The sequence below is a fragment of the Roseateles sp. Mitsp63 genome (genome assembly GCF_059491535.1).
Genome location: NZ_CP168509.1, coordinates 3,448,174 through 3,469,931, shown reverse-complemented (window position 1 = coordinate 3,469,931; position 21,758 = coordinate 3,448,174). Strand labels below are relative to the sequence as shown.

Annotated in this window: 11 protein-coding genes; 10 read left to right on the top strand and 1 reads right to left on the bottom strand. The window is 70.8% G+C overall.

What is annotated here, in order from left to right; all coding sequences use genetic code 11:
• The first annotated feature begins 158 nt into the window (after window positions 1-158).
• The 3 genes from ACEN96_RS15285 (at window position 159) to ACEN96_RS15275 (ending at window position 6,647) form a co-directional block, all read left to right on the top strand.
• On the top strand, window positions 159-3,275 hold the full coding sequence (locus tag ACEN96_RS15285; RefSeq protein ID WP_495583946.1) for a TonB-dependent receptor: 3,117 nt from the start codon (window positions 159-161) through the stop codon (window positions 3,273-3,275).
• A gap of 38 nt (window positions 3,276-3,313) precedes the next feature.
• The gene (locus ACEN96_RS15280; RefSeq protein WP_495583945.1) at window positions 3,314-4,852 is read left to right on the top strand and encodes an alpha-N-arabinofuranosidase; all 1,539 of its coding nucleotides are present in this window, start codon (window positions 3,314-3,316) and stop codon (window positions 4,850-4,852) included.
• Between the two features lie 100 nt (window positions 4,853-4,952).
• Window positions 4,953-6,647 (top strand): alpha-L-fucosidase, encoded by a 1,695-nt coding sequence (locus tag ACEN96_RS15275; RefSeq protein WP_495583944.1) that lies wholly within the window; start codon window positions 4,953-4,955, stop codon window positions 6,645-6,647.
• A gap of 14 nt (window positions 6,648-6,661) precedes the next feature.
• Here the strand turns inward: ACEN96_RS15275 and ACEN96_RS15270 are convergent, their stop codons facing one another.
• Entirely contained in the window at window positions 6,662-7,363 is a 702-nt protein-coding gene (locus ACEN96_RS15270; protein WP_495583943.1) for a FadR/GntR family transcriptional regulator, read from the bottom strand.
• 155 nt (window positions 7,364-7,518) lie between these two features.
• Between ACEN96_RS15270 and ACEN96_RS15265 the strand changes: the two genes are divergently transcribed.
• The 7 genes from ACEN96_RS15265 to ACEN96_RS15235 all read left to right on the top strand — a co-directional run bounded on the left by ACEN96_RS15265 (window position 7,519) and on the right by ACEN96_RS15235 (window position 21,755).
• A complete protein-coding gene (locus tag ACEN96_RS15265; protein ID WP_495583942.1) occupies window positions 7,519-9,024 on the top strand; it encodes a tryptophan halogenase family protein in 1,506 nt (501 codons plus the stop codon).
• A gap of 74 nt (window positions 9,025-9,098) precedes the next feature.
• Complete coding sequence (locus ACEN96_RS15260) at window positions 9,099-11,144, top strand: beta-galactosidase (protein WP_495583941.1); 2,046 nt, start codon at window positions 9,099-9,101, stop codon at window positions 11,142-11,144.
• Between the two features lie 14 nt (window positions 11,145-11,158).
• Window positions 11,159-13,792, top strand: a complete 2,634-nt coding sequence (locus tag ACEN96_RS15255) for a glycoside hydrolase family 2 protein (protein ID WP_495583940.1) — start codon at window positions 11,159-11,161, stop codon at window positions 13,790-13,792.
• Between the two features lie 15 nt (window positions 13,793-13,807).
• Window positions 13,808-16,690, top strand: coding sequence for a beta-galactosidase GalA (galA, locus tag ACEN96_RS15250; protein ID WP_495583939.1), 2,883 nt, complete (start codon window positions 13,808-13,810; stop codon window positions 16,688-16,690).
• A gap of 15 nt (window positions 16,691-16,705) precedes the next feature.
• Window positions 16,706-18,961, top strand: a complete 2,256-nt coding sequence (locus ACEN96_RS15245) for a glycoside hydrolase family 3 C-terminal domain-containing protein (RefSeq protein ID WP_495583938.1) — start codon at window positions 16,706-16,708, stop codon at window positions 18,959-18,961.
• 2 nt (window positions 18,962-18,963) lie between these two features.
• Window positions 18,964-19,911, top strand: a complete 948-nt coding sequence (locus ACEN96_RS15240) for a hypothetical protein (RefSeq protein WP_495583937.1) — start codon at window positions 18,964-18,966, stop codon at window positions 19,909-19,911.
• Window positions 19,912-20,042: 131 nt separating this feature from the next.
• Window positions 20,043-21,755 (top strand): jacalin-like lectin, encoded by a 1,713-nt coding sequence (locus ACEN96_RS15235; protein ID WP_495583936.1) that lies wholly within the window; start codon window positions 20,043-20,045, stop codon window positions 21,753-21,755.
• The last annotated feature ends 3 nt before the right edge of the window (window positions 21,756-21,758 follow it).

The following is a 21,758-nucleotide window of genomic DNA, read 5'->3' as shown; positions in this document are numbered from 1 at the left end:
CGACCACGTCTCGCCTGCCGCCCCTGGATGACAACGTTGCCAGCGACTCCGCACCCCCCGGAGTTCCGACCCTGGCCCCGCATCCCGCGCAGGCGCCGCCGAGCCGGCAGCAAGACCCAAAAACTTCCCAGGCGTCCAGGCGCCATGAGAGGAGACATATGAACCACCTTCGGCGCACCGCCGTTTCGCTGGCCGCCGCGCACGCGGCGCTGGTCTGCAGCAGCCTGGCCGCCGCGCAGACGCCACCGGCTCCGCCCGCCTCGGCCGCCAGCGAGGCGGCCAAGGACGAGAAAGCGGACAAGGCGGACAAGGACAAGCCCGCGCGCAAGATCGAGACCGTCGTCGTCTCCGGCCAGCGCGCGGCGCTGCAATCGGCGCAGCGGATCAAGCAGAACGCCGATGAGATCGTCGACTCCGTCGTCGCGGACGACATCGGCAAGCTGCCCGACAAATCGATCACCGAAGTGCTGCAGCGCATCGCGGGCGTCAGCATCGACCGCACCCTCAACCGCTCCGATCCGCAGCAGGGCGTGGGCGACGGCATCGCCCACTTCGCCGCCGAAGGCACCGGCGTGATGATCCGTGGCCTGAGCTACGTGCGGTCCGAGCTCAACGGCCGGGATTCCTTCTCCGCCAATGGCGGCCGCTCGCTGAGCTTCGAGGACGTGCCGCCGGAACTGATGGCCGGCGTCGACGTCTACAAGAACCCGTCGGCCGAGCAGATCGAGGGCGCGGTCGGCGGCCTGGTGAACCTGCGCACGGCCATGCCGTTCGACTTCCCGGGCTTCAAGGCCGCCTTCTCGGCGGAGGTCTCGCGCGCGCCGCTGCGCGGCAAGACCGAGCCCTCGTTCTCCGGCATGGTGTCCAACCGCTGGAACACCGACCTCGGGCAGTTCGGCGCCCTGCTCGACCTGGCCCACTCGCGGATCGCCACGCACAGCGACGGCCTGTCGATCTCCCCGTACTACCCGCGCAGCAACGCGGTGAGCGGCGACACCAGCGGCACGCAGCGCTGGATCACGCCCGGCGGTTCGTGGACCTCCAACGACTTCGACCGCACGCGCGACGGCCTCTATGGCGCGCTGCAGTGGCGCAAGGACAGCCTGAGCTCGTCGCTGACCTTCTTCCGGTCGAAGTACAAGATGAGCACGACCGAGCACGCGTTCTTCCTGGCCACCGACCCGACCAAGCTGCAGGTGGACGCCGACGCGGTCTTCGACGCCAGCGGCGCGCTGCTGGCCGGCACGCTGCGCGCGCCCACGGATGGCGCGCCGGACCAGCCCGGCGTGCGCGGCATCGGCTTCGGCACGGACACCCGCGTGGCCGGCCGCAAGGCCGACACGCGCGACATCTCCTGGAACCTGGCCTGGAAGGCCTCGGACCGCTGGGAGCTGCGCTCGGACCTGCAACATGTGAAGGCCAAGACCGACGGCTACGACTACACGGTGGGCACCGGCGGCTGGACGCCCAAGCAGACCGTGGACCTGCGCGGCTCGCTGCCGGTCTTCAGCTTCGACGACACGGACCGGGCCTTCCTGACCGACCCGGCCAACTACTACTGGGGCTTCGCGCAGGAGCACCGCGACCGGGCGGTCGCCAGCGAGACGGCCTGGCGCGGCGACGCGAAGTACACCTTCGACCACCCGGTGCTGAACGACCTGCGCTTCGGCGTGCGGCTGACCGATCGCAACGGCTCCACGCGCTCGACGCACGACAGCGAATGGGCGCAGATCACCGCGCCCTGGGCCGTGATCCCGGCGGGCTCCACCAACGCCTGGCAGCCGTTGAAGCAGCTGTCCTGGATGAGCGATCCGCGCTTCTCCGGGGACAACACGCTGTTCCACTTCAACAGGTTCTTCGACGGACGCGTGTCCGTGCCCCCGACGGTCGTGGTGCCGGACATGTCGCTGGTGAACGGCTTCCCGGCCAGCTTCCGCAAGCTGCACGACTACGCCACGGCGGTGTGCATCGACCCCTGCCCGTCCTGGGTGCCCTGGAATCCGGCGCCCTACGGCGACGACAAGGGCATCAACGAGCAGGGCGAGCGCACCCAGGCCGCCTACACGCAGCTGCGCTTCGGCTTCGAGGACCTGCCCTACCCGGTCGACGGCAACGTCGGCGTGCGCGTGGTGCATACCAAGTCCGACGCCACCGGCTACACGCTGTTCACGCCGCCGCAGCCGATGCCCGGGCTGCCGGCGATCCCGCAGCAGTCGGACCGGCAGTCCTTCAACAACAGCTACACCAACGTCCTGCCCAGCCTGAACCTGCGGATGAAGACCAGCAACGAGCTGCAGTTCCGCTTCGCGTATTCCAAGGGCATGACGCGGCCCGAGTTCTGGCAGATGCAGGCCTACACCACGCTGAGCCAGACGCCCAAGACGCATCAGGAGAACGGCCAGACCGTGCTCGACTCGGTGAGCTACACCGGCTCCGCGCGGGGCAACCCGATGCTCAAGCCCACCCAGTCCAGCAACCTGGACCTGACGGGCGAGTACTACTTCGGCCGCTCGAGCTCGTTCACGGTCTCGGCGTTCAACAAGCAGCTCAAGGACATCGTCATCGGGCGCACCTCGCTCTACCGCCTGAACGACACGGACGGCCAGCCGCACGACTTCATGATCACCTCGCCGGTGAACGGCGCCCGGGGCCGCGCGCGCGGCATCGAGCTCGGCTACCAGCAGTACTTCGACGGCCTGCCGGGCTGGCTCGCGGGCCTGGGCGTGTCGGGGAACTACACCTACATCGACAGCCGGCTGAAGATGAACCAGTCGGTGAACGCCCAGTGGTGCACGCCCAAGGACACGGTGGACGCCAACCTCGCGCGCGACCTGATGGGCTGCGACACCGACGGCCGTGTGCTGGGCGGACTGCCGATGACCGGCATGTCGCGCAACTCCTACAACATCGCGCTGCTGTACGACCATGGCCCGGTCTCGGCGCGGCTGGCCTACAGCTGGCGCTCGAAGTACCTGCAGGCGGTCAACGCCTACGGCACCGCCGACGGCAGCGGCATCGACCAGAACCCGGCGAGCCCGAACTTCGGCCAGTCCTATTCGGTGAACTACGCGCTGCCGACCTGGGGCGGCGATTACGGTCAGGTGGACCTGGGCATCCATTACCGCGTCAGCGAGGCGATGAGCATCGGCTTCGAGGCCCAGAACCTCAACAACGCCATCTACAAGCAGTACATGCAGCAAGGCATCGGATTGAAGGAGCGCGCGCTCTTCTCGACCGGACGCCGCTACACGCTGCAGATGCGTTACGCGTTCTGATCCCCGGCTCCTCACTTGTTCCCTTTCTTTCCCTTCGCATGAAGCAGCTGCTTTCCTTCGCCACCCTCACCTGCGCGCTGCTGGCCGGCGCGGCCTCGGCACAGACGCCGCAGACGGTGCAAGCGCGCCTTGAACTCGGCCAGGACGCCGCGGGCCCGGCCATCGAGCCCGCGATCTACGGCCATTTCGTCGAGCACCTGGGCGCCGGCGTCTACGGCGGACTCTGGGTCGGTCCGGAGTCGCCCATCCCCAACACGCGAGGCTGGCGCGACGACGTCGTGCAGGCGCTGCGCCAGGTCGGCATCCCGGTGATGCGCTGGCCCGGCGGGTGCTTCGCCGATGACTACGACTGGCGCGACGGCATCGGCGATCCGGCCTCGCGCCCGGTCCGGGTCAACCGCTGGTGGGGCGGCACGGAAAGCAACCGCGTCGGCACGCACGAGTTCATGGACCTGGCCGAGCAGCTCGGCAGCGAGGTCTACCTGGCCGGCAACATGGGATCGATGCCGCCGCGCGCGCTGAGCCAATGGCTGGAGTACATGACGGCCGACGGCGGCTCCACGCTGGCCCAGGAGCGCCGCCGCAATGGCCGCGACCAGCCCTGGAAGGTCAAGTACGTGGGCATCGGCAACGAGAGCTGGGGCTGCGGCGGCAACATGCGCGGCGAGTACCAGTCCGACCTGCACAACCGCTACGCCACCTTCCTGAACCAGGTGGTGCGCGTCGCCTCCGGCGATGGCGAGGGCAACGACCAGTTGATCGACGTGCTGATGGCGCGCTCGGGCAAGCACATGGACGCGCTCACGCTGCACTACTACACGATGCCGGGCGACTGGTCGGCCAAGGGTGCCGCGACCGGCTTCGACGCCACCGCCTGGGCGCGCACGCTGAAGTCCGCCATGGGCATCGAGGGCCGCATCGCCGCGGTGTCCCGCGTCATGGACAAGCACGATCCGAAGCGCCGCGTCGGCCTGTATGTCGACGAATGGGGCAGCTGGTACGACACGCCGGCCGGCGCGCCGGCGCTGCATCAGCAGAACTCGCTGCGCGACGCGCTGCTCGCGGCGCTGACCTTCAATGTCTTCCACCGCCACACCGACCGCGTCCGGATGGCCAACATCGCGCAGATGGTCAACGTGCTGCAGGCCCTGGTGCTGACGGACGGGCCATCCATGGTGCTGACGCCGACCTACCACGCCTTCGACCTGTACCGGCCCTTCCGCGGCGCCACGCCGCTGCGCGCCACGCTGCAGACGCCAAGCTTGCGGATCGGCGATGTCGAACTGCCGTCGGTGGACGTCAGCGCGGCCCGCACGCCGGATGGCCAACTGGTGCTGGCGCTGGTCAACCTGGATCCGAAGCAGCCGGCGCGGCTCGCCACCGGCCTGCAGCGCGCCGCGAGCGGCCGGCTGCTGACCGCGGCCGCGATCGACGCCCACAACACCGCGGCGCAGCCGCGCGCGGTGGTGCCCGTTCCCTTCGACGCGCGGCCCGGCAAGGACGGCCTCACGCTGACCCTGCCGCCGGCCTCGATCGCCGTCGTCACCCTGGGACCCGCGTCCCCGCCCAACCGGTAAGGCGGTCAGGCGAGCCGTTCCGGACTCGCCGACCTTTGGCCGGCACGACGGCGACCGTCGTCGTGCCGGGTTTTTCTTCTCGACAGCTGCCACTGCACTCATGCAAGACCTGTTCAAACGTCATCCGGGGACATCCGCCCCCTGGTCGCGCCGCTCCTTCCTGCAGGCCGCCGCCGCCGGCGCGGGTGCCGCGGCGCTCGCGCCCGCCCCTGCGGCCGCCGGCGCGGCGCCCTTCGCGCCAAGCTGGGACTCGCTGGTCGACGGCTACCAGACGCCGGACTGGTTCCGCGATGCCAAGTTCGGCATCTGGGCCCACTGGAGCGCGCAATGCGTGCCCGAGATGGGCGACTGGTACGCGCGCCACATGTACATCCAGGGCAACTGGCAGTACGACCACCACCTGAAGACCTACGGCCATCCGTCCAAGGTGGGCTTCATGGAGATGCAGAACCGCTGGAAGGCCGATCAGTGGGATCCGGACGCGCTGCTGGACCTCTATGTGAAGGCGGGCGCGAAGTACTTCGTCGCGCTGGCCAACCATCACGACAACTTCGACAACTACGACTCGAAGTACCACGCGTGGAACAGCGTGCGCGTCGGCCCCAAGCGCGACCTGATCGGGGCCTGGTCCAAGGCGGCCCGCGCGCGCGGCCTGCGCTTCGGCGTCAGCAACCATTCGGCCCACGCCTGGCACTGGTTCCAGACCGCCTACGGCTACGACGCCGAGGGCCCGCTGGCCGGCCAGCGCTACGACGCCTTCCGCCTGACCAAGGCCGATGGCCGCGGCACCTGGTGGGAAGGCCTGGATCCGCAGGACCTCTACACCGGCCGCAACATCGTCATGCCCGACGGCTTCCGCACGGCGCGCGCCGCCAATGCCTGGCATGACGAGAACACCCGCTACTGGGACGAGAAGGCGCCGCTGCAGAACCCCGCGTTCACGCGCCAGTGGTTCCTGCGCTGCCGCGACCTGATCGACAGCTACCGGCCGGACCTCGTCTACTTCGACAACTCCGGCCTGCCGCTGGGCCAGGCGGGGCTGGACATCGCCGCGCATTACTACAACGCCAGCATGGCGTGGCACGGCGGCAAGCTCGAGGCCGTCATCAACGCCAAGGTGCTGCCGCCGGAGCGCCGCGCCGGCGTGGTCGAGGACGTCGAGCGCGGCTTCCGCGAGAACATCGAGCCGATGCCCTGGCAGACCGACACCTGCCTGGGCGACTGGCACTACAACCGCGGCCTGTTCGACAACCACGGCTACAAGCCCGCCGCCACGGTGATCCACCGGCTGTGCGACATCGTCTCGAAGAACGGCAACCTGCTGCTCTCGGTGCCGCTGCGCGGCGACGGCACCATCGACTCGGACGAGCGCAAGATCCTCGAGGACATCGCCGCGTGGATGGGCCGCAATGGCGAAGCGATCCACGGCACCCGCCCATGGCGCGTCTACGGCGAAGGCCCCACGCGCGTGGCGGGCGGCATGTTCAGCGAAGGCACCTCGCAGCCGCTGTCCGCCGAGGACATCCGCTTCACGACCAAGGATGGCGCGCTCTACGCGATCGCACTCGGCTGGCCCCGGACCGGCACGCTGCGCATCGCCGCGCTGGCCCAGGATTCGGCGCTGGCCCCCGGTGTGATCGAGCGCGTCGAGCTGGTCGGCGCGCCGGGCAGCGTGCCCTTCACCCGCACGCGCAAGGGCCTGGAGCTGCGCCTGCCCGAAGGCCTGGCGGGCGCGCCGGCCGTGGCCTTGAAGATCCGCGGGAACGGGCTGGTGACGTCCGCCCCGGCGGCGTGAACGTGGCGCGCGGCTCAGTCCGGGAGGCCGGCCCAGCGCGCGTGCGCCGCCAGCAGGTGGCGGCACATCGCCGCGGCCGCGGCCTGCGGGTCGCGCGACTCGAGCGCGCGCAGGATGGCCTCGTGCTCGCCCAGCGCATCCATCCACGGCGGCGACACCGATTCGACGCGGCCGCTCATGCGCGTGGAGATCGCGCCATGGCGTCCGTCGAAAAGCGTGCCCACGACGCCGGCCAGCACCGTGTTGCCGCTCATCTCGGCAATGCTCAGGTGGAAGCGCCGGTCCGCCTCGACCGGCTTGCGCCCCGCCGCGACGTCCGCGCGCATCGCCTCGAGCGCCTCGCGCACGCGGTCCAGCGAGGCCTTGTCGACCCGCGCGGCGGCCAGCGTGGCCACCGCGCCTTCCACGACCACGCGCGCGTGCATCAGTTCGGCGGGGCTCTCGCCGAGCGTCGGCGTCACGCCGAGGTCCGCCGGCGTGGCCGCGCAGACATAGACGCCGGACCCGCCGCGGATCTCGATGCGGCCTTCGATCTCCAGCGCGATCAGCGCTTCCCGCAGCGATGGGCGCGACACGCCGAGCTGTTGCGCCAGTTCGCGCTCCGCGGGCAGCCGCGCGCCGGCGGCGAAACCCCCGTCCCGGATGAGCACGCGGATCCGGTCGGCCACGACCTGGTATTGCCGGCGGACGTCGCCGCTGAACGGATGTGGTGCCATGGCTCCCTGCGCGCTGTCTCGTGTTCTGTCTCTGTTTATAGGCGTGGCCCCGGGGCCCGAGGAACAGGGTATCTACCGGTCTGACCAACAAAACAGCGTGGCAAATTGGTAAGACCAAACAATCGACCGGGTCCACCGGCGTCGAGGAGCAGCAGATGATCCAGCGCATCGTGATCGTCGGCGGCGGAGCCGCCGGATGGATGACCGCCGCCGCCATGGCGACGAGCCTGCGCGGCCGCTGCACGGTGGAGCTGGTCGAGTCCGAGGAGATCGGCATCATCGGCGTCGGCGAAGCGACCTTCCCGTCGATCCGCGCCTTCAACGAACGGATGGGCATCGACGAGGTGGAGTTCCTGCGCGCCACCCAGGGCACCTACAAGCTGGGCATCGAGTTCCGCGACTGGCACACCGTCGGCGAGCGCTACTTCCACACCTTCGGCAACTTCGGCAGCCTGCTGGGCCCCTACATGCTGTGGGGCCAGTACCGGCGCGTGGCCGATCCGTCGCTGGGCGAGTTCGGCGAGCAATGCCTGCCCACGGTCATGGCGATGCAGGGCCGCTTCGTGCGGCCCGACGAGGAGAACGGCGCGCCCTTCAAGTACGCCTACCACTTCGACGCGACGCTCTACGCGGCCTTCCTGCGGGATTTCTCGATGCGCCGGGGCGCGCGGCGCATCGAGGGCCGCATCGTCGAGGTGCTGCGCGGCGCGCAGGGCGATGTCGAGCGCCTGCGGCTGGCCGATGGCCGCGAGATCGAGGGCGACCTGTTCATCGACTGTTCCGGCTTCGCCTCGCTGCTGCTGGGCCGCGCGCTCCAGGAGCCCTTCGTCGACTTCAGCCGCTGGCTGCCGGTGGATGGCGCCTGGGCCTGTCCCTGCGAGCGCACCGGCGACGCGCTGACGCCTTACACCCGGGCCACGGCGCTCGAGGGCGGCTGGGCCTGGCGCATTCCGCTGCAGAGCCGCACCGGCCATGGCCATGTCTTCAGCAGCCGCCATGTCGATCCCGAGGCGGCGCGCGATCAGCTGATGGCGCGGCTCGACGGCAAGCCGCTGGCCGAGCCCCGGCTGCTGCGTTTCACCACCGGCCACCGCGAGCGCTTCTGGGTCCGCAACGTGGTGGCGCTCGGGCTGTCGTCGGGCTTCCTGGAACCGCTGGAGTCGACCAGCATCTTCCTCATCCAGAGCAACCTCGCCCATCTGATGATGCTGCTCGAAGGCCAGGCGCCCCTCGACGCGGCCGCCGCGGACGATTTCAACGCGCGCGGCACGCGCGAGTTCCGCCGCATCCGCGACTTCATCATCCTGCACTACTGCCTGACCGCCCGCCGCGACAGCGCGCTGTGGCGCGACATGGCGGCGATGGCCTTGCCCGACACACTGGCCTACAAGATCGAGCTCTGGCGCGATCACGGCGTGCTGCATCAGCAGCGCGACGAAGGCTTCGATGAAACCAGCTGGCTCGCGATCCATGCCGGCATGCGCCACTGGCCGCGCCGCGCCGACCCGGTCCTGGACGAGCTGCCGCTGGACCAGGCGCGCGAGCTCCTCCAGAAGCGGCGCGACGCGATCGCCCGATCGGTGGCGCCGCTGCCGCCGCACCACGGCTATCTGGCCCCGTTGATGAACCTGGCGCGTGGCGCCGAACAACATCCCCGATGAACGCAATCCCGCATGTCTCCTCCCTCGCTTCCGCCGCTTCCGGCGCTTCGAGTCCCCTCGCCGGGCGGATGCCCTTGAGAAGCCTCCTCGCCGCCTGCGCGCTGGCCCTGGCCGCACTGCAACCGGCGCTCGCCCAGAGCGCCGAGGGACACCCGGACTGGCCCGGTCCCGGCCAGCTCTTCGCCGGCGTCAACTACCAGCCCGTCGACCGCAGCCTGGAGCAGGTCAAGCGCGACGTGGCGCTGATGAAGCAGGCCGGCTTCAAGGTCGTGCGCATGGGCGACCTGTCGTGGGACTACTTCGAGCCGGCCGAGGGCCGCTTCGATTTCCGCCACTTCGACGCGGTGATGGACGAGATGAAGGCCGCCGGCATCCAGGTCGTCCTGGACATCCCCGGCTTGCCCGCGCCGATGTGGCTGCATCACCGCTACCCCGGCGCCGACATCGTCAACCAGGCCGGCACGCGGCTGGCGCCGGCCGAGCGCTACATGGACAACATCGGCGATCCGGACTACCGGCGGCTGGCCCGCCGCATGGCCGACACGCTCACCCGGCGCTACGCGAAGCACCCCGCGCTGCTCGCCGTCGGCTACGACAACGAGATCGGCAACGGCTTCATGTCGTATTCCGAGGCCGACCGCCAGCGCTTCGTCGAGTGGCTCAAGAAGCGCTACGGCGGCATCGACGCGCTCAACAAGGCCTGGGCGACGCAGCGCTGGTCGCGCCGCATCGGCAACTGGGACGAGGTGCGCCTGCCCTACGCCGACGGCCCCGGTCCGGCCGAGCGCTACCTCGACCTGCGGCGCTTCTGGTCCGACGTGACCATCGCCACGCTCGACGACCTGGAGGCGGTGCGCCGGAAAAACGTGCCCGACAAGCCGGTGCTGTCCAACTACTGGGACTGGTCGGGCCGCAAGGGCTTCGACTTCCTCGGCAGCTACCGCCGCCACACCACCTATGGCGCGATGGGCTTCTACGCCGGCGATGCGCTCAATGGCGGCTGGGAGGCCACGATGATCAAGGGCGGCATGAGCACGCCGACCTGGTTCAACGAGTTCGCCGCCGGGGGCGGCGGCTCGTATGGCAGCAAGGGCTGGTCGCGCATGTGGGCGCACTTCGTGCTGCTGATGGGCGGCCAGGCCGCGCTGGCCTGGACCTTCAACAGCCACCTCGGCGGCGAGGAGCAGGCGCTGATGGGCCTGATCGACCACGACGACCGCCCGTCCTGGAAGCTCGGCGAATGGGCCACCATCGCCCGCGAGTACGCCGTGCTCGAGAAGCTGGGCTTTCCACGCCGCGTCGAGCCCAAGGTGGCCATCGCGTACTCGTTCGAGAACGTGCACGCCACCAGCCCCAACGGCCCGTCGAACACGGCGCGCCAATACCTCAAGACGCCCTACCTGAAGCAGGCGCAAGGCGCGTTCGAGCCGCTGCTCAAGGACAACGTCGACGTCGTCATCATCAAGCTGTCCTACGAGGACCTGAGCCGCTACCGGCTCATCATCCTGCCGGGCATGTACCTGCTGGACCAGGCCTCGACCGCGGCGGTGCGCCAGTTCGTCGCCAATGGCGGCACGGCCGTGATGACCGCGCAATCCGCCAAGGTGAACGACAACAACCAATGGCATGCCACGCCGCTGCCGGGCGGGCTGACCGACGTCTTCGGCCTGCGCACCAACGAGTTCTACGACGCGGCCGGCACGCTGACGCTGGGCGGCGAGGAGATCAAGGGCACGATCGAGCATTACGAGGTGCTGGAGCCGTCCAGCGCGCAGGTGCTGGCGCGCTTCACCAACCTGGAGGGCACGCCGCCCGCGATCACCGTCAACCGCTTCGGCAAGGGCAAGGCCTACTACGTCGCCACGCCGGCCCAGCCGCAGATCATGCGGCCGCTGCTGCGCCAGCTCTACGCGGAGGCCGGCATCGAGCCCGGGCCGAAGACGCCCGACGGCGTCTTCGCGCGCGCGGTCGACGGCCGCGTGCTCTACGTCAATACGAACCACGCGCCGGTGGACCTGCCCATCGAGGGCGACATGGACGGCGTGCTCGGCGGCAAGCGCTGGCACGGCACGCTGCGGCTGGAGCCGCGCGGCGTGGAGCTGCTGCAGCGTCAGCCCTGACTCGAGGCCCGGTCATGCGCAAGTTTCCCGCCCTGGCGATCGCGCTCTGCGTCGCCCTGTTCATTGCCTGCGTGCCCGCCTCGGCGTCCGAGCGCAGCAGCGAGGTCATCAACCGCGACTGGTCCTTCACGCCCGGCGATCCGGCCGATGGCCAGGCCGTCGATCGCGACACGGCGGACTGGCGCCGTGTCGACCTGCCGCACTCGTTCTCCGAGCCCTACTTCCTGGGCACCGGCTTCTACGTCGGCCACGGCTGGTACCGCAAGCAGCTGGCGCTGCCCGCGGCCCTCGCCGGCCGGCGGGTCTCGCTGGAGTTCGACGGCGTCTTCCAGGACGCCGAGGTCTTCGTCAACGGCCGCCGCGCCGGCCGCCACGTCGGCGGCTACACCGGCTTCAGCATCGACATCACGCCGCTGGCCAAGCCTGGCGCCAACCTGATCGCCGTGCGCGTGAACAACGAGTGGAACGCGCGCGTGGCGCCGCGCGCCGGCGAGCACGTGTTCTCCGGCGGCATCTATCGCAACGTCCGGCTGGTGATCACCGGCCCGGTGCATGTCGCGTGGTACGGCACCTTCGTGACCACGCCGCAGGTCACCGAGGATCGCGCCACGGTGCGCGTGCAGACGGAGGTGCGCAACGACCGGCCCGGCGCCGCGGCCCGGATCGCGCTCGTCTCCGAGGTGCTGGACGCGGCCGGCCGGCGCGTCGCCATGCAGCGCAGCGAGCGCGCCGTGCCCGCCGCCAGCACCGTCACCTACGACCAGACGCTGCCCGCGATCGCATCGCCGCGGCTGTGGTCGCCCGATCAGCCGCATCTCTACCGGATGGTGAGCCGCCTGTACGTCGACGGCCGCCCGGTCGATCGCTACGAGACGCCCTTCGGCATCCGCACCGTGAAGTTCACGGCCGACCGCGGCTTCTTCCTCAACGGCAAGCACCTGTACCTGATCGGCGCCAACGTGCATCAGGACCAGGCGGGCTGGGGCGATGGCGTGACCGATGGCGCCGCGCGCCGCGACGTCCAGATGATCAAGGACGCCGGCTTCAACTTCATCCGCGGCTCGCATTACCCGCACTCGCCGGCCTTCACGAAGGCGACGGACGAGCTCGGCCTGCTGTTCTGGTCCGAGGCGCCCTTCTGGGGCATCGGCGGCTTCGGCGCCGATGGCAACTGGCTCTCCAGCGCCTACCCGCCGGATCCGGCCGACCGCCCCGCCTTCGAGGCCAGCGTGCTGCAGCAGGTCGAGGAGATGGTGCGCATCCATCGCAACCGGCCCTCGGTCTTCGTCTGGAGCGCCAGCAACGAGCCCTTCTTCACCAAGGGCGAGGCGATGCCGGCGATGCGCGACTTCCTCCGCCGCGAGGTCGACTTCTTCCATCGCATCGATCCCACCCGGCCCGTGGCCATCGGCGGCGCGCAGCGCGGCGAGATCGACCGGCTCGGCGACGTGGCCGGCTACAACGGCGACGGGGCGACGCTGTTCCTCGACCCGGGCGTGCCCTCCGTGGTGTCGGAGTACGGCTCCACGATGACCGACCGGCCCGGCGAATACGAGCCCGGCTTCGGCCTGTTGCCCGACACGCCGGACCAGAAGGCCATGGCCCAGGCGGCGGCCGCCAGCGGCGCGGCCGCTTCGGCGCCCGCCTACTCGTGGCGCTATCCCTGGCGTTCGGGCGAAGCGCTGTGGGCCGGCTTCGACCACGGCTCCATCGCCTCCATCGAGTTCGGCTCGATGGGCTTCATCGACTACTTCCGCCTGCCCAAGCGCCAGTACCACTGGTACCGCCAGGTCTACGCCGGCGTGCCGCCGCCCGCCTGGCCCGTGACGGGCACCCCCGCGCAACTGAGCCTCACCGCCAGCCAGACCGTCATCCGCGGCACGCAGGGGCTGGACGACGCGCAGCTGGTGGTGACGGTGCGCGACGAGGCGGGCCGCGCGCTGAGCAACTCGCCCGACGTGACGCTGACCATCGTCAGCGGACCGGGCAAGTTCCCCACCGGGCGCAGCATCCGCTTCAGCAACAAGTCGCTGGTGGCCATCCGCGACGGCCAGGCGGCGATCAGCTTGCGCTCCTACTTCGCGGGCCGGACCGTCATCGAGGCGAGCTCGCCCGGCCTCAAGCCGGCGCGGCTGGAGATCACGACCACCGGGCCGGACCGCTTCATCCCCGGACGCTCGCCGCTGGCGCCGGACCAGCCGGTCGTCGCCTATCCGCCGGTGACCCGCAAGGCCTTCGAGGGCGATCCGATCAACGTGACCATCAGCCGGCCCACGTCCACCAGCGGCTCGCTGCCCGGCCACGATGCCCCGCTGGCCAACGACGACCAGCCGCAGACCGAGTGGCGCGCCTCCGCGCGGGAAGGCCAGGCGTTCTGGGCCGTGGACCTGGAGAACCTGTACACGCTGCACTGGCTGTCGGTGATCCTGCCCGATGACCAGGCCCCGGCCTTCGTGGTCGAGATCAGCAACAACGCGAGCGACTGGCGCCAGGTCGGCGAGACCAAGCCCGGGCGCAAGAGCTACGAGTTCGCGCTGTTCGATCCGGTGGTTTCCGCCCGCTTCGTGCGCATCCGCTTCCCCGCCGTCAGCCCCGACCATCCCGCCGCGCTCAGCGAAGTGCGGGTGATCGGCAAGCCGGCCAACTGACCAACGCCTTCGCCCATGAGAAAGAACCTGATCACCGCCTGGCTGATGGCCCTGGCGATGCTCATCGCCGCCGGCCACGCCGCGGCCCAGGACGTCCGCCAACGCACCCGCATCGACGACGGCTGGCGCTTCGCGCTGGGCCACGCCTGGGACCCGGCGCAAGACTTCGACCACGGCACGCGCGCCTTCTTCTTCGCCAAGGCCGGCTTCGGCGACGGTCCGGCCGCGGCGGACTTCGACGACCGGGCGTGGCGCCGCGTCGACCTGCCGCACGACTGGGCGGTGGAGCTGCCGTTCAGCGGGCGCGGCAGCTCGCCGCACGGCTCCAAGGCGATCGGCCGCGCGTTCCCGGAGAACAGCATCGGCTGGTACCGGCGCGAGCTGGTCATTCCAGCCGCGGCGCGCGGCCAGCGCATCGCGCTGGAGTTCGATGGCGTCTTCCGCGACAGCGTCGTCTGGATCAATGGGCATTACCTGCGGCGCGAGGCCAGCGGCTACTCAAGCTTCCGGGTGGACCTGACCGACTACCTGAACTACGGCGGCCGCAACGTCGTCGCCGTGCGCGTGGATGCCACGACGCAGGAAGGCTGGTGGTACGAGGGCGCCGGCATCTACCGCCATGTGTGGCTGACGCGGACCGATCCGCTGCACGTGGACCAGTGGGGCACCTTCGTGCGCGCGACCGTCAGCGGCCAGCAGGCCGAGGTCGCCATCGACGCCACCGTCCGCAACGAGGCCGGGACCGCGGCCTCCTTCACGCTGGAGCACGAACTGCGCGATCCCGACGGCCGCGTCGTCGCGCGGGCCCGCACCGCGGCGCGCCAGGTCGCCGCCGACGCCAGCGCCACGGCCTCCGCGACGCTGCGGGTCACGCAGCCGCGGCTGTGGTCGCTGGAAACGCCGCAGCGCTACACGATGACCACGCGCGTGCGCCGCGGCGGCCAGGTCGTCGATCGCTACGACACGCCCTTCGGCATCCGCACCCTGCGCTTCGATGCCGACAACGGCTTTTTCCTCAACGGCCGCCCGGTCAAGCTGCACGGCACCAACAACCACCAGGACCATGCCGGCATCGGCATCGCGCTGCCGGACGCCATGCACGACGCGCGGCTGAAGATGCTCAAGGCCATGGGCGTCAACGCGATCCGCTCGGCCCACCATCCGGCCACGCCCGAGCTGCTCGACGCCTGCGACCGCCTCGGCGTGCTGGTCATCGACGAGCACCGCATGATGGGCACCGCGCCGCAGATCCGCGACGAGCTCGAGCGCATGGTGCGGCGCGACCGCAATCACCCGTCCGTCATCCTGTGGTCGGTGGGCAACGAGGAATGGGCGATCGAGAACACCGAGATCGGCACGCGGCTCGCGCGCGCGATGCAGGCCATCGTGGCGCGCATGGATCCCACCCGGCCGGCGACGCTCGCGGCGTCCAGCTCGGGCCAGGCGGAAGGCACCTCGGTCGGGTCGCAGGTGATCGGCTTCAACTACAAGGGCCAGCACGACATCGACGCGATGCACCGCCGCTTCCCCGATCGGCCGATGGTGGTGACCGAGGAAGGGCTGACCTACGCCACGCGCGGCGTCTATGCCGACGACCCCGCACGGGTGCAGGTGGCCGCCTACGACCGGCGTTCGGGCGGCGCGTCGACGTCGACGATCGAGGAGGCCTGGCGCTTCAACGCCGAACGGCCCTTCCTGGGCGGCATGTTCGTCTGGACCGGCTTCGACTACCGCGGCGAGACCACGCCCTTCGGCTGGCCGGCCGTGTCCTCGCAGTTCGGGATGATGGACACGACCGGCGCGCTGAAGGACAGCGGCTACTACCTGAAGGCCGCGTGGACCACCGAGCCGATGGTCCATCTGCTGCCGCACTGGAACTGGTCCGGCCGCGAAGGCCAGCCGGTGGACGTGCGCGTGTATGCCAACACCGACGAGGTCGAGCTGCTGCTCAACGGCCGTTCGCTGGGCCGCCAGGCGCTGCAGCGCTACGGCCACCTGCAGTGGACCGTGCCCTATGCGCCGGGCACGCTGACGGCGCGCGGCTACAAGGGCGGCGAATGGGTGGCCTCGGACACCGTGGCCACCACCGGCGACGGGGCCGCGGTGCGGCTGACGGCCGACCGCGCGAAGATCCGCGCCGATGGCACCGACGTGGCGGTCGTCACCGTCAACGTGGTGGACAGCGAGGGCCGGGTCGTGCTCACGGCGGGGCAGCGCATCGGCTTCGAGGTCGAAGGCGCCGCGCGGCTGATCGGCATGGGCAACGGCGACCCGGGCTCGCACGAAGCCGACAAGCCGGCCGAGCGCCACCGCTTCGTGCCGCTCAGCGAATGGGGGCATCGCGGCATCGCGCGGCCCGAGGACGCCGCCGCGCTGATCGCGGACGCCGGCGCGCTGATCGCGGACGCCGGCGCGCCAGCCTGGCGCGAGCCCTTCGGATGGGTGCCGCCCGAGCAGCAGCCCGCCGACAGCGCCTGGAATGTCGTGCGCGCCAGCTTCCCGCGGCCGACGGCGGCGGCCGGCGAGCGGTCGACGCTGTTCATCGGCGATCTGGGCCCCGGCCAGCAGCTCTACGTGAACGGCCAGGCGGTCACGCCGCGGCTCGACCAGGGCCTCGGCGTGGTGGACCTGGACCCGGCGCGGCTGAGCGATCGCAACACGCTGACCCTGGTCTTCCCCACCCCCGCCGGGGGCCTGCGCGCGATGACCGACAACGCCCAAGGCGGCAAGCGCTGGGTCACCCTGCGCGTGACCACGCCGGCCGCGCCCTGGGAGCGCCGCGTCTTCAACGGTCAGGCGCAGGTGATCCTGCAGTCCACCGGCGCGCGCGGGCCCGCCACGCTGCGCGCCCGCGGCGACGGTCTGCCGGCGACGGCCTTGACGATCGAAGCGTTCTGAACCGCCATGCACGAGATGACCCGTACTTCCTTCCTGACCCCACGCGCGGCGACCGCCGCGGCCCTGCTGCTGACCCTGTCGATGGCCACCGGCAGTCTGCCGGTGATGGCCGCGTCGCCGGATTCCTCGATGGACAGGGCCCGCGCGCTGGTGGCCCGGATGACGCTGGACGAAAAGGCCAGCCAGATCCAGCACGAATCGCCAGCCATTCCGCGCCTGGGCATCCCGGCCTACAACTGGTGGAGCGAAGGCCTGCACGGCGTGGCGCGCGCCGATATCGCCACGGTTTTCCCGCAGGCCATCGGCCTGGCGGCGACCTGGGACACGCCGCTCGTGCGGCGCGTCGGCGAGGTCACCGGCATCGAGTTCCGCGCCAAGTTCCTGAACACCGTGGGCGCCGACGGCGCCTCGGTCCTGTACCGCGGCCTGACGGTGTGGTCGCCGAACGTGAACATCTTTCGCGATCCACGCTGGGGCCGTGGCCAGGAGACCTACGGCGAGGACCCCTTCCTGACCTCGCGCATGGGGGTGGCCTTCATCCAGGGACTGCAGGGCCCCGACCCGCGGCGGCCGCGCGTGTCGGCCGCGGTGAAGCACTTCGCCGTGCACAGCGGCCCCGAGGCCGACCGCCACAAGGAGGACGTGCGGGTCTCGCCGCGCGACCTGGTGGACACCTACCTGCCGGCCTTCCATGCGGCAGTCACGCAGGGCCGCGCGGAATCCGTCATGTGCGCCTACAACGCCGTCGATGGCGTTCCGGCCTGCGCCAACGAGCACCTGCTGCAGCACTACCTGCGCGGCGAGTGGAAGTTCCAGGGCCACGTGGTGTCCGATTGCGGCGCGGTGGCCGACATCCACATGGACGGGGCCCACCACCATGTGAAGACGCCTGAAGCGGCAGTGGCCCTGGCCGTGCGCGCCGGCACCGACCTGATCTGCGACTTCAGCGTCAACAGCACCGCCGCCCCCGCCACCACCGTGGCGGCCGTGCGGCAGGGGCTGCTCAGCGAGGCCGAGCTCGACCGGGCGCTGCATCGCCTCTTCGACGTGCGGCTGCGCCTGGGTCTGCTCGACCCGCCCGGGCAGCGGCCCTTCGCCGGCATCACCGCGCGCGACTTCGATACGCCGGCGCATCGCGCGCTCAACCTCGAAGCGGCCCGTCGCTCGCTGGTGCTGCTCAAGAACGATGGCCTGCTGCCGCTGAAGACGCCGCCGCTGCGCATCGCCCTGATCGGCCCGAACGCGGACAGCGTGGACGCGCTGGTGGGCAACTACAACGGCACGCCGTCCCGGCCGGTCACGCTGCTGGCCGGACTGAAGGCGCGCTTCCCGCAGGCCCGCATCGATGTCGTCGAGGGCGCCGCCAGGGTGGCGCTGCCGGAAGGGCAAGGCAAGCCCCGTCCCGATGCGCAGGCCGCGCTGGCGGCCGCGCGCGAGGCGGATCTGGTGGTCTTCGCCAGCGGCCTGAACTCGGAGCTGGAAGGCGAGGAAATGCCGGTGGTGGCGCCGGGCTTCGCTGGCGGCGATCGCACCTCGATCGATCTGCCCGAGCCGCAGCAGCAGCTGCTCGATCGCCTGACCGGTCTGGGGCGCCCGCTGGTGCTGGTGAACTTCAGCGGCAGCGCCATGGCCTTCGGCGCCGCCACGCGGCAGGCCTCGGCCATCGTGCAGGCCTGGTACCCGGGCGGCGAAGGCGGCCAGGCGGTGGCGGAGCTGATCGCTGGCGACTTCAGCCCGTCGGGCCGTCTCCCGGTCACCTTCTACCAGTCGGCCGGGCAGTTGCCGCCGTTCAAGGACTACGGCATGCAGGGCCGCACCTACCGCTGGTTCAAGGGCGAGCCGCTGTTCCCGTTCGGCCACGGGCTGGGCTACGCGCGCTTCAGCTACGCGCAGGCGAAGCTGGCCAAGACCCGCGTCACGGCGGGGCAAGGCACGCGGCTGTCGGTGCTGTTGAGGAACGAGAGCGGCCGCGAGGCGGCCGAGGTGGTGCAGGTCTATGCGCGGCGCGCCGGTGACATGGCGCCGGAGCGCACGCTGGTGGCCTTCCAGCGGGTCGTGCTCGGCGCCGGCGAGTCGCGCCGGCTCACGGTCGAGCTGGACGCGAAGGCGATGAGCGTCGTGCAGGCCGATGGACGGCGCGTGGTCGAGCCCGGCCCCGTCACGCTGTGGATCGGCGGCGGACAGCCGGTGGCCGCGATCACCGGCGCGCGCGCGCCGGGTCAGGCCCTGACGCTGCAGGTCACCGGACGCGCGCGGTTGCAGGAATTCTGAACATGACATCGAAACAAGCATCGGGCGCGGCGTGGGCCGTGATCGCCGTCGGGGTGGCGCTGGCCGCGGGGAGCTGGCTGTTGAGCCGTTCGGAGGATGCGGCGCCCAGCGGAGCAGCGACGGCGTCCTCGACGACGGACGCGCCGCCATCGCCGAGTCCCGCGCCCGCGTTCCATGCGGCCTCCGGCGCCTCGCCCGCGGTGTCGTCCGCGCCGGAGCCGGCCGCCTCGAAGCCTCCCGCGCTGCTCTCGCCGGCGGAAGCGCTGCGCCTGGTGCAGCTGGCCTTGGACGGTGGCGGCACGCCGAAGGACATGCTGGACGCGGCCACGATGCTCTCGGCCTGCCAGGGCGCCGACATGGCGGTGGAACACATGTACCGGGAGCGCGACCAGCCGTCCGCGGCCGGCCAGCAGCTCCAGCGCGTCACCGGCATGTCCAGCCAGGAACAGATCCGGCAGCAGCAGGATTTCCAGCGCCGCTGCCAGGTCTTCGACGCGGCCACGATCGCGCGACGGGGCGAACTGCTCAAGCGCGCCTACGACGGCGGCGTCAAGGATGCGGCGCTGCCCTACCTGCAGTGGCTGGCCGCCAGCGCGCAGCCGATCGATCCCCAGCTCCGCGGACGGCTGCAGCGCGAGGCGCGCGAGACCGCCGAGGCCGGCGACCTGACGGCGCTCACGAGCTACAGCTTCGGCTTCAATGCGAGCACGCTGGGCATCAACGAAGTCCAGCGGCAGGCCTACAAGGAAGCGTGGCTCCGCATCCAGGGGCTGATGGCCGGCGCGGAGATGGAACGGGCCAGCCGCGTCTCGATGGCCGACATGGAAAAGCTGATGGGCCAGTGGGGCGCGGCGCCCCCGGCCTTGGACGCGGATCAGCAGCGCCAGGCCGACGCGCTGGCCGCACAGGTGATCGAGGCGTGGCGCAAGCGTCAAGGCAAGCACGGCTGAGCACGCGGCGGGCCGGGGTCTCCCGCGCCTCGTGATTTCCTGGAGAGATTTCCGCCACCGGGGCGTCACCTTGGGTGAAGAAGATGCGACCGCTTTCCGAGCATCCATCAAGCATCCACCAAGGACCCCCGATGCACCTTCGTCTGCTTCCCCTCGCCCTCGCCTCGCTGCTCGCCAGCGGTGGCGCCTTCGCCGCCAGCGGCAGCTTCAGCACCCTCGCCTACAACGTCGCGGGCCTGCCCCAGGGCGCCTCCAGCGCGGCGGGCGACCGTTCCACCGCGACCCGGAAGATCAGCTGCTACGTCAAGGCCTTCGACATCGTCAACGTGGAAGAGGATTTCAACTACCACGCCGACCTGTACGACGCCTGCGACGACCACGCCTTCCGCACCCCGACCAGCGGCGGCGCCGGCATCGGCAGCGGCCTCAACACGATGAGCCGCTTCCCGTTCGACGACCTGGCGCGCGTGCGCTGGAGCGACTGCAACGGCGTGGACTGCCTCACGCCCAAGGGCTTCACGATGGCGCGCACGCGCCTGGCCGAAGGCGTCTATGTCGACATCTACAACCTGCACGCGCAGGCCCAGGTGGAGACCGCGGACCTGGCCGCGCGCCGCAAGAACGTCGAGCAGATGCTCGCGTACATCGAGTCCGAGTCGGCCGGCAACGCGGTGATCGTGTTCGGCGACACCAACACCCGCTACACGCGCGGTGGCGACAACATGGGCCAGTTCCTGCGCCACGGCTTCACCGACGCCTGGATCCAGGGCGTGCGCGGCGGCAGCGTGCCGCCGGTGGGCGACCCGCTCCTGTGCGAGCCGGCGTTCACCAGCGCCAACTGCGAGATCGTGGACAAGGTGCTGTTCCGCGGCAATGGCCAGATCACGCTCACGCCGTCCGGCTACGCGGTGCGCACCGATGCCACGGACGCGAGCGGCACCGAGCTGTCGGACCACCGTCCCGTCTCCACGCAGTGGAAGTGGAGCACCGCCGACAACCGCCGCCTGAGCGACACCGTCGGCGGCCCGCACGGCACCAGCTTCAACGAAGTGAACCTGCTGCCCGCCAGCCCGGCGGTGCGCCAGCTCAAGATCCGCAGCGGCAGCCGCGTCGATCGCGTCGAGGTCGTGCTGTCCAATGGCTTCCCGCTCGGACACGGCGGCACCGGCGGCAACGAGCAGGCCCTCACGCTGGCCGATGGCGAGGTGCTGACCTCGGCGAGCCTGTGCGCCGACCAGTACAAGGGACAGACCCGCATCTTCTCGGCCGCCATCACCACCAGCGCGCATCGCACGCTGGCCGGTGGCAGCACGAGCGGCAGCTGCACGACCTTCACCGCGCCGTCGGGCTGGGCCATCGTCGGCTTCCATGGCCGCGACGGGGATGAGGTGGACAAGCTCGGCGTGGTGTACGCGCCGGTGGCCTCGAACACCGGCGCCAAGGCCGCGGCCACGCGCCTGGTGAACGTCGGGTCGGGCCTGTGCATGGACCTGAACCAGTCGCGGGCCGCGCAGGGCAACGCCGTGCTGCAGGCCAGCTGCAACGGCGGCAGCGCCAGCCAGACCTGGAACTACGACGCCGCCACGGGCCTCGTGCGCAGCATGCTCGACCCGCACTACTGCCTGGACAACGGCGGCGGTTACGCCGACGGCGCCGCCCTCGTGGTGGCGCAGTGCACCGGCAGCGCCAACCAGCGCTTCAGCTTCGATGCCGCGAGCGGCCGCTTCACGCTGCGCACCGCTCCCGATCAGGCGGTGGATGGCGGCGGCGCCCAGGCGGGCGGCGCGCTGAAGACCGGCCGCTACCAGGGCACCCGCGGTCAGCTCTGGAAGCAGCAGCCCTGAGCG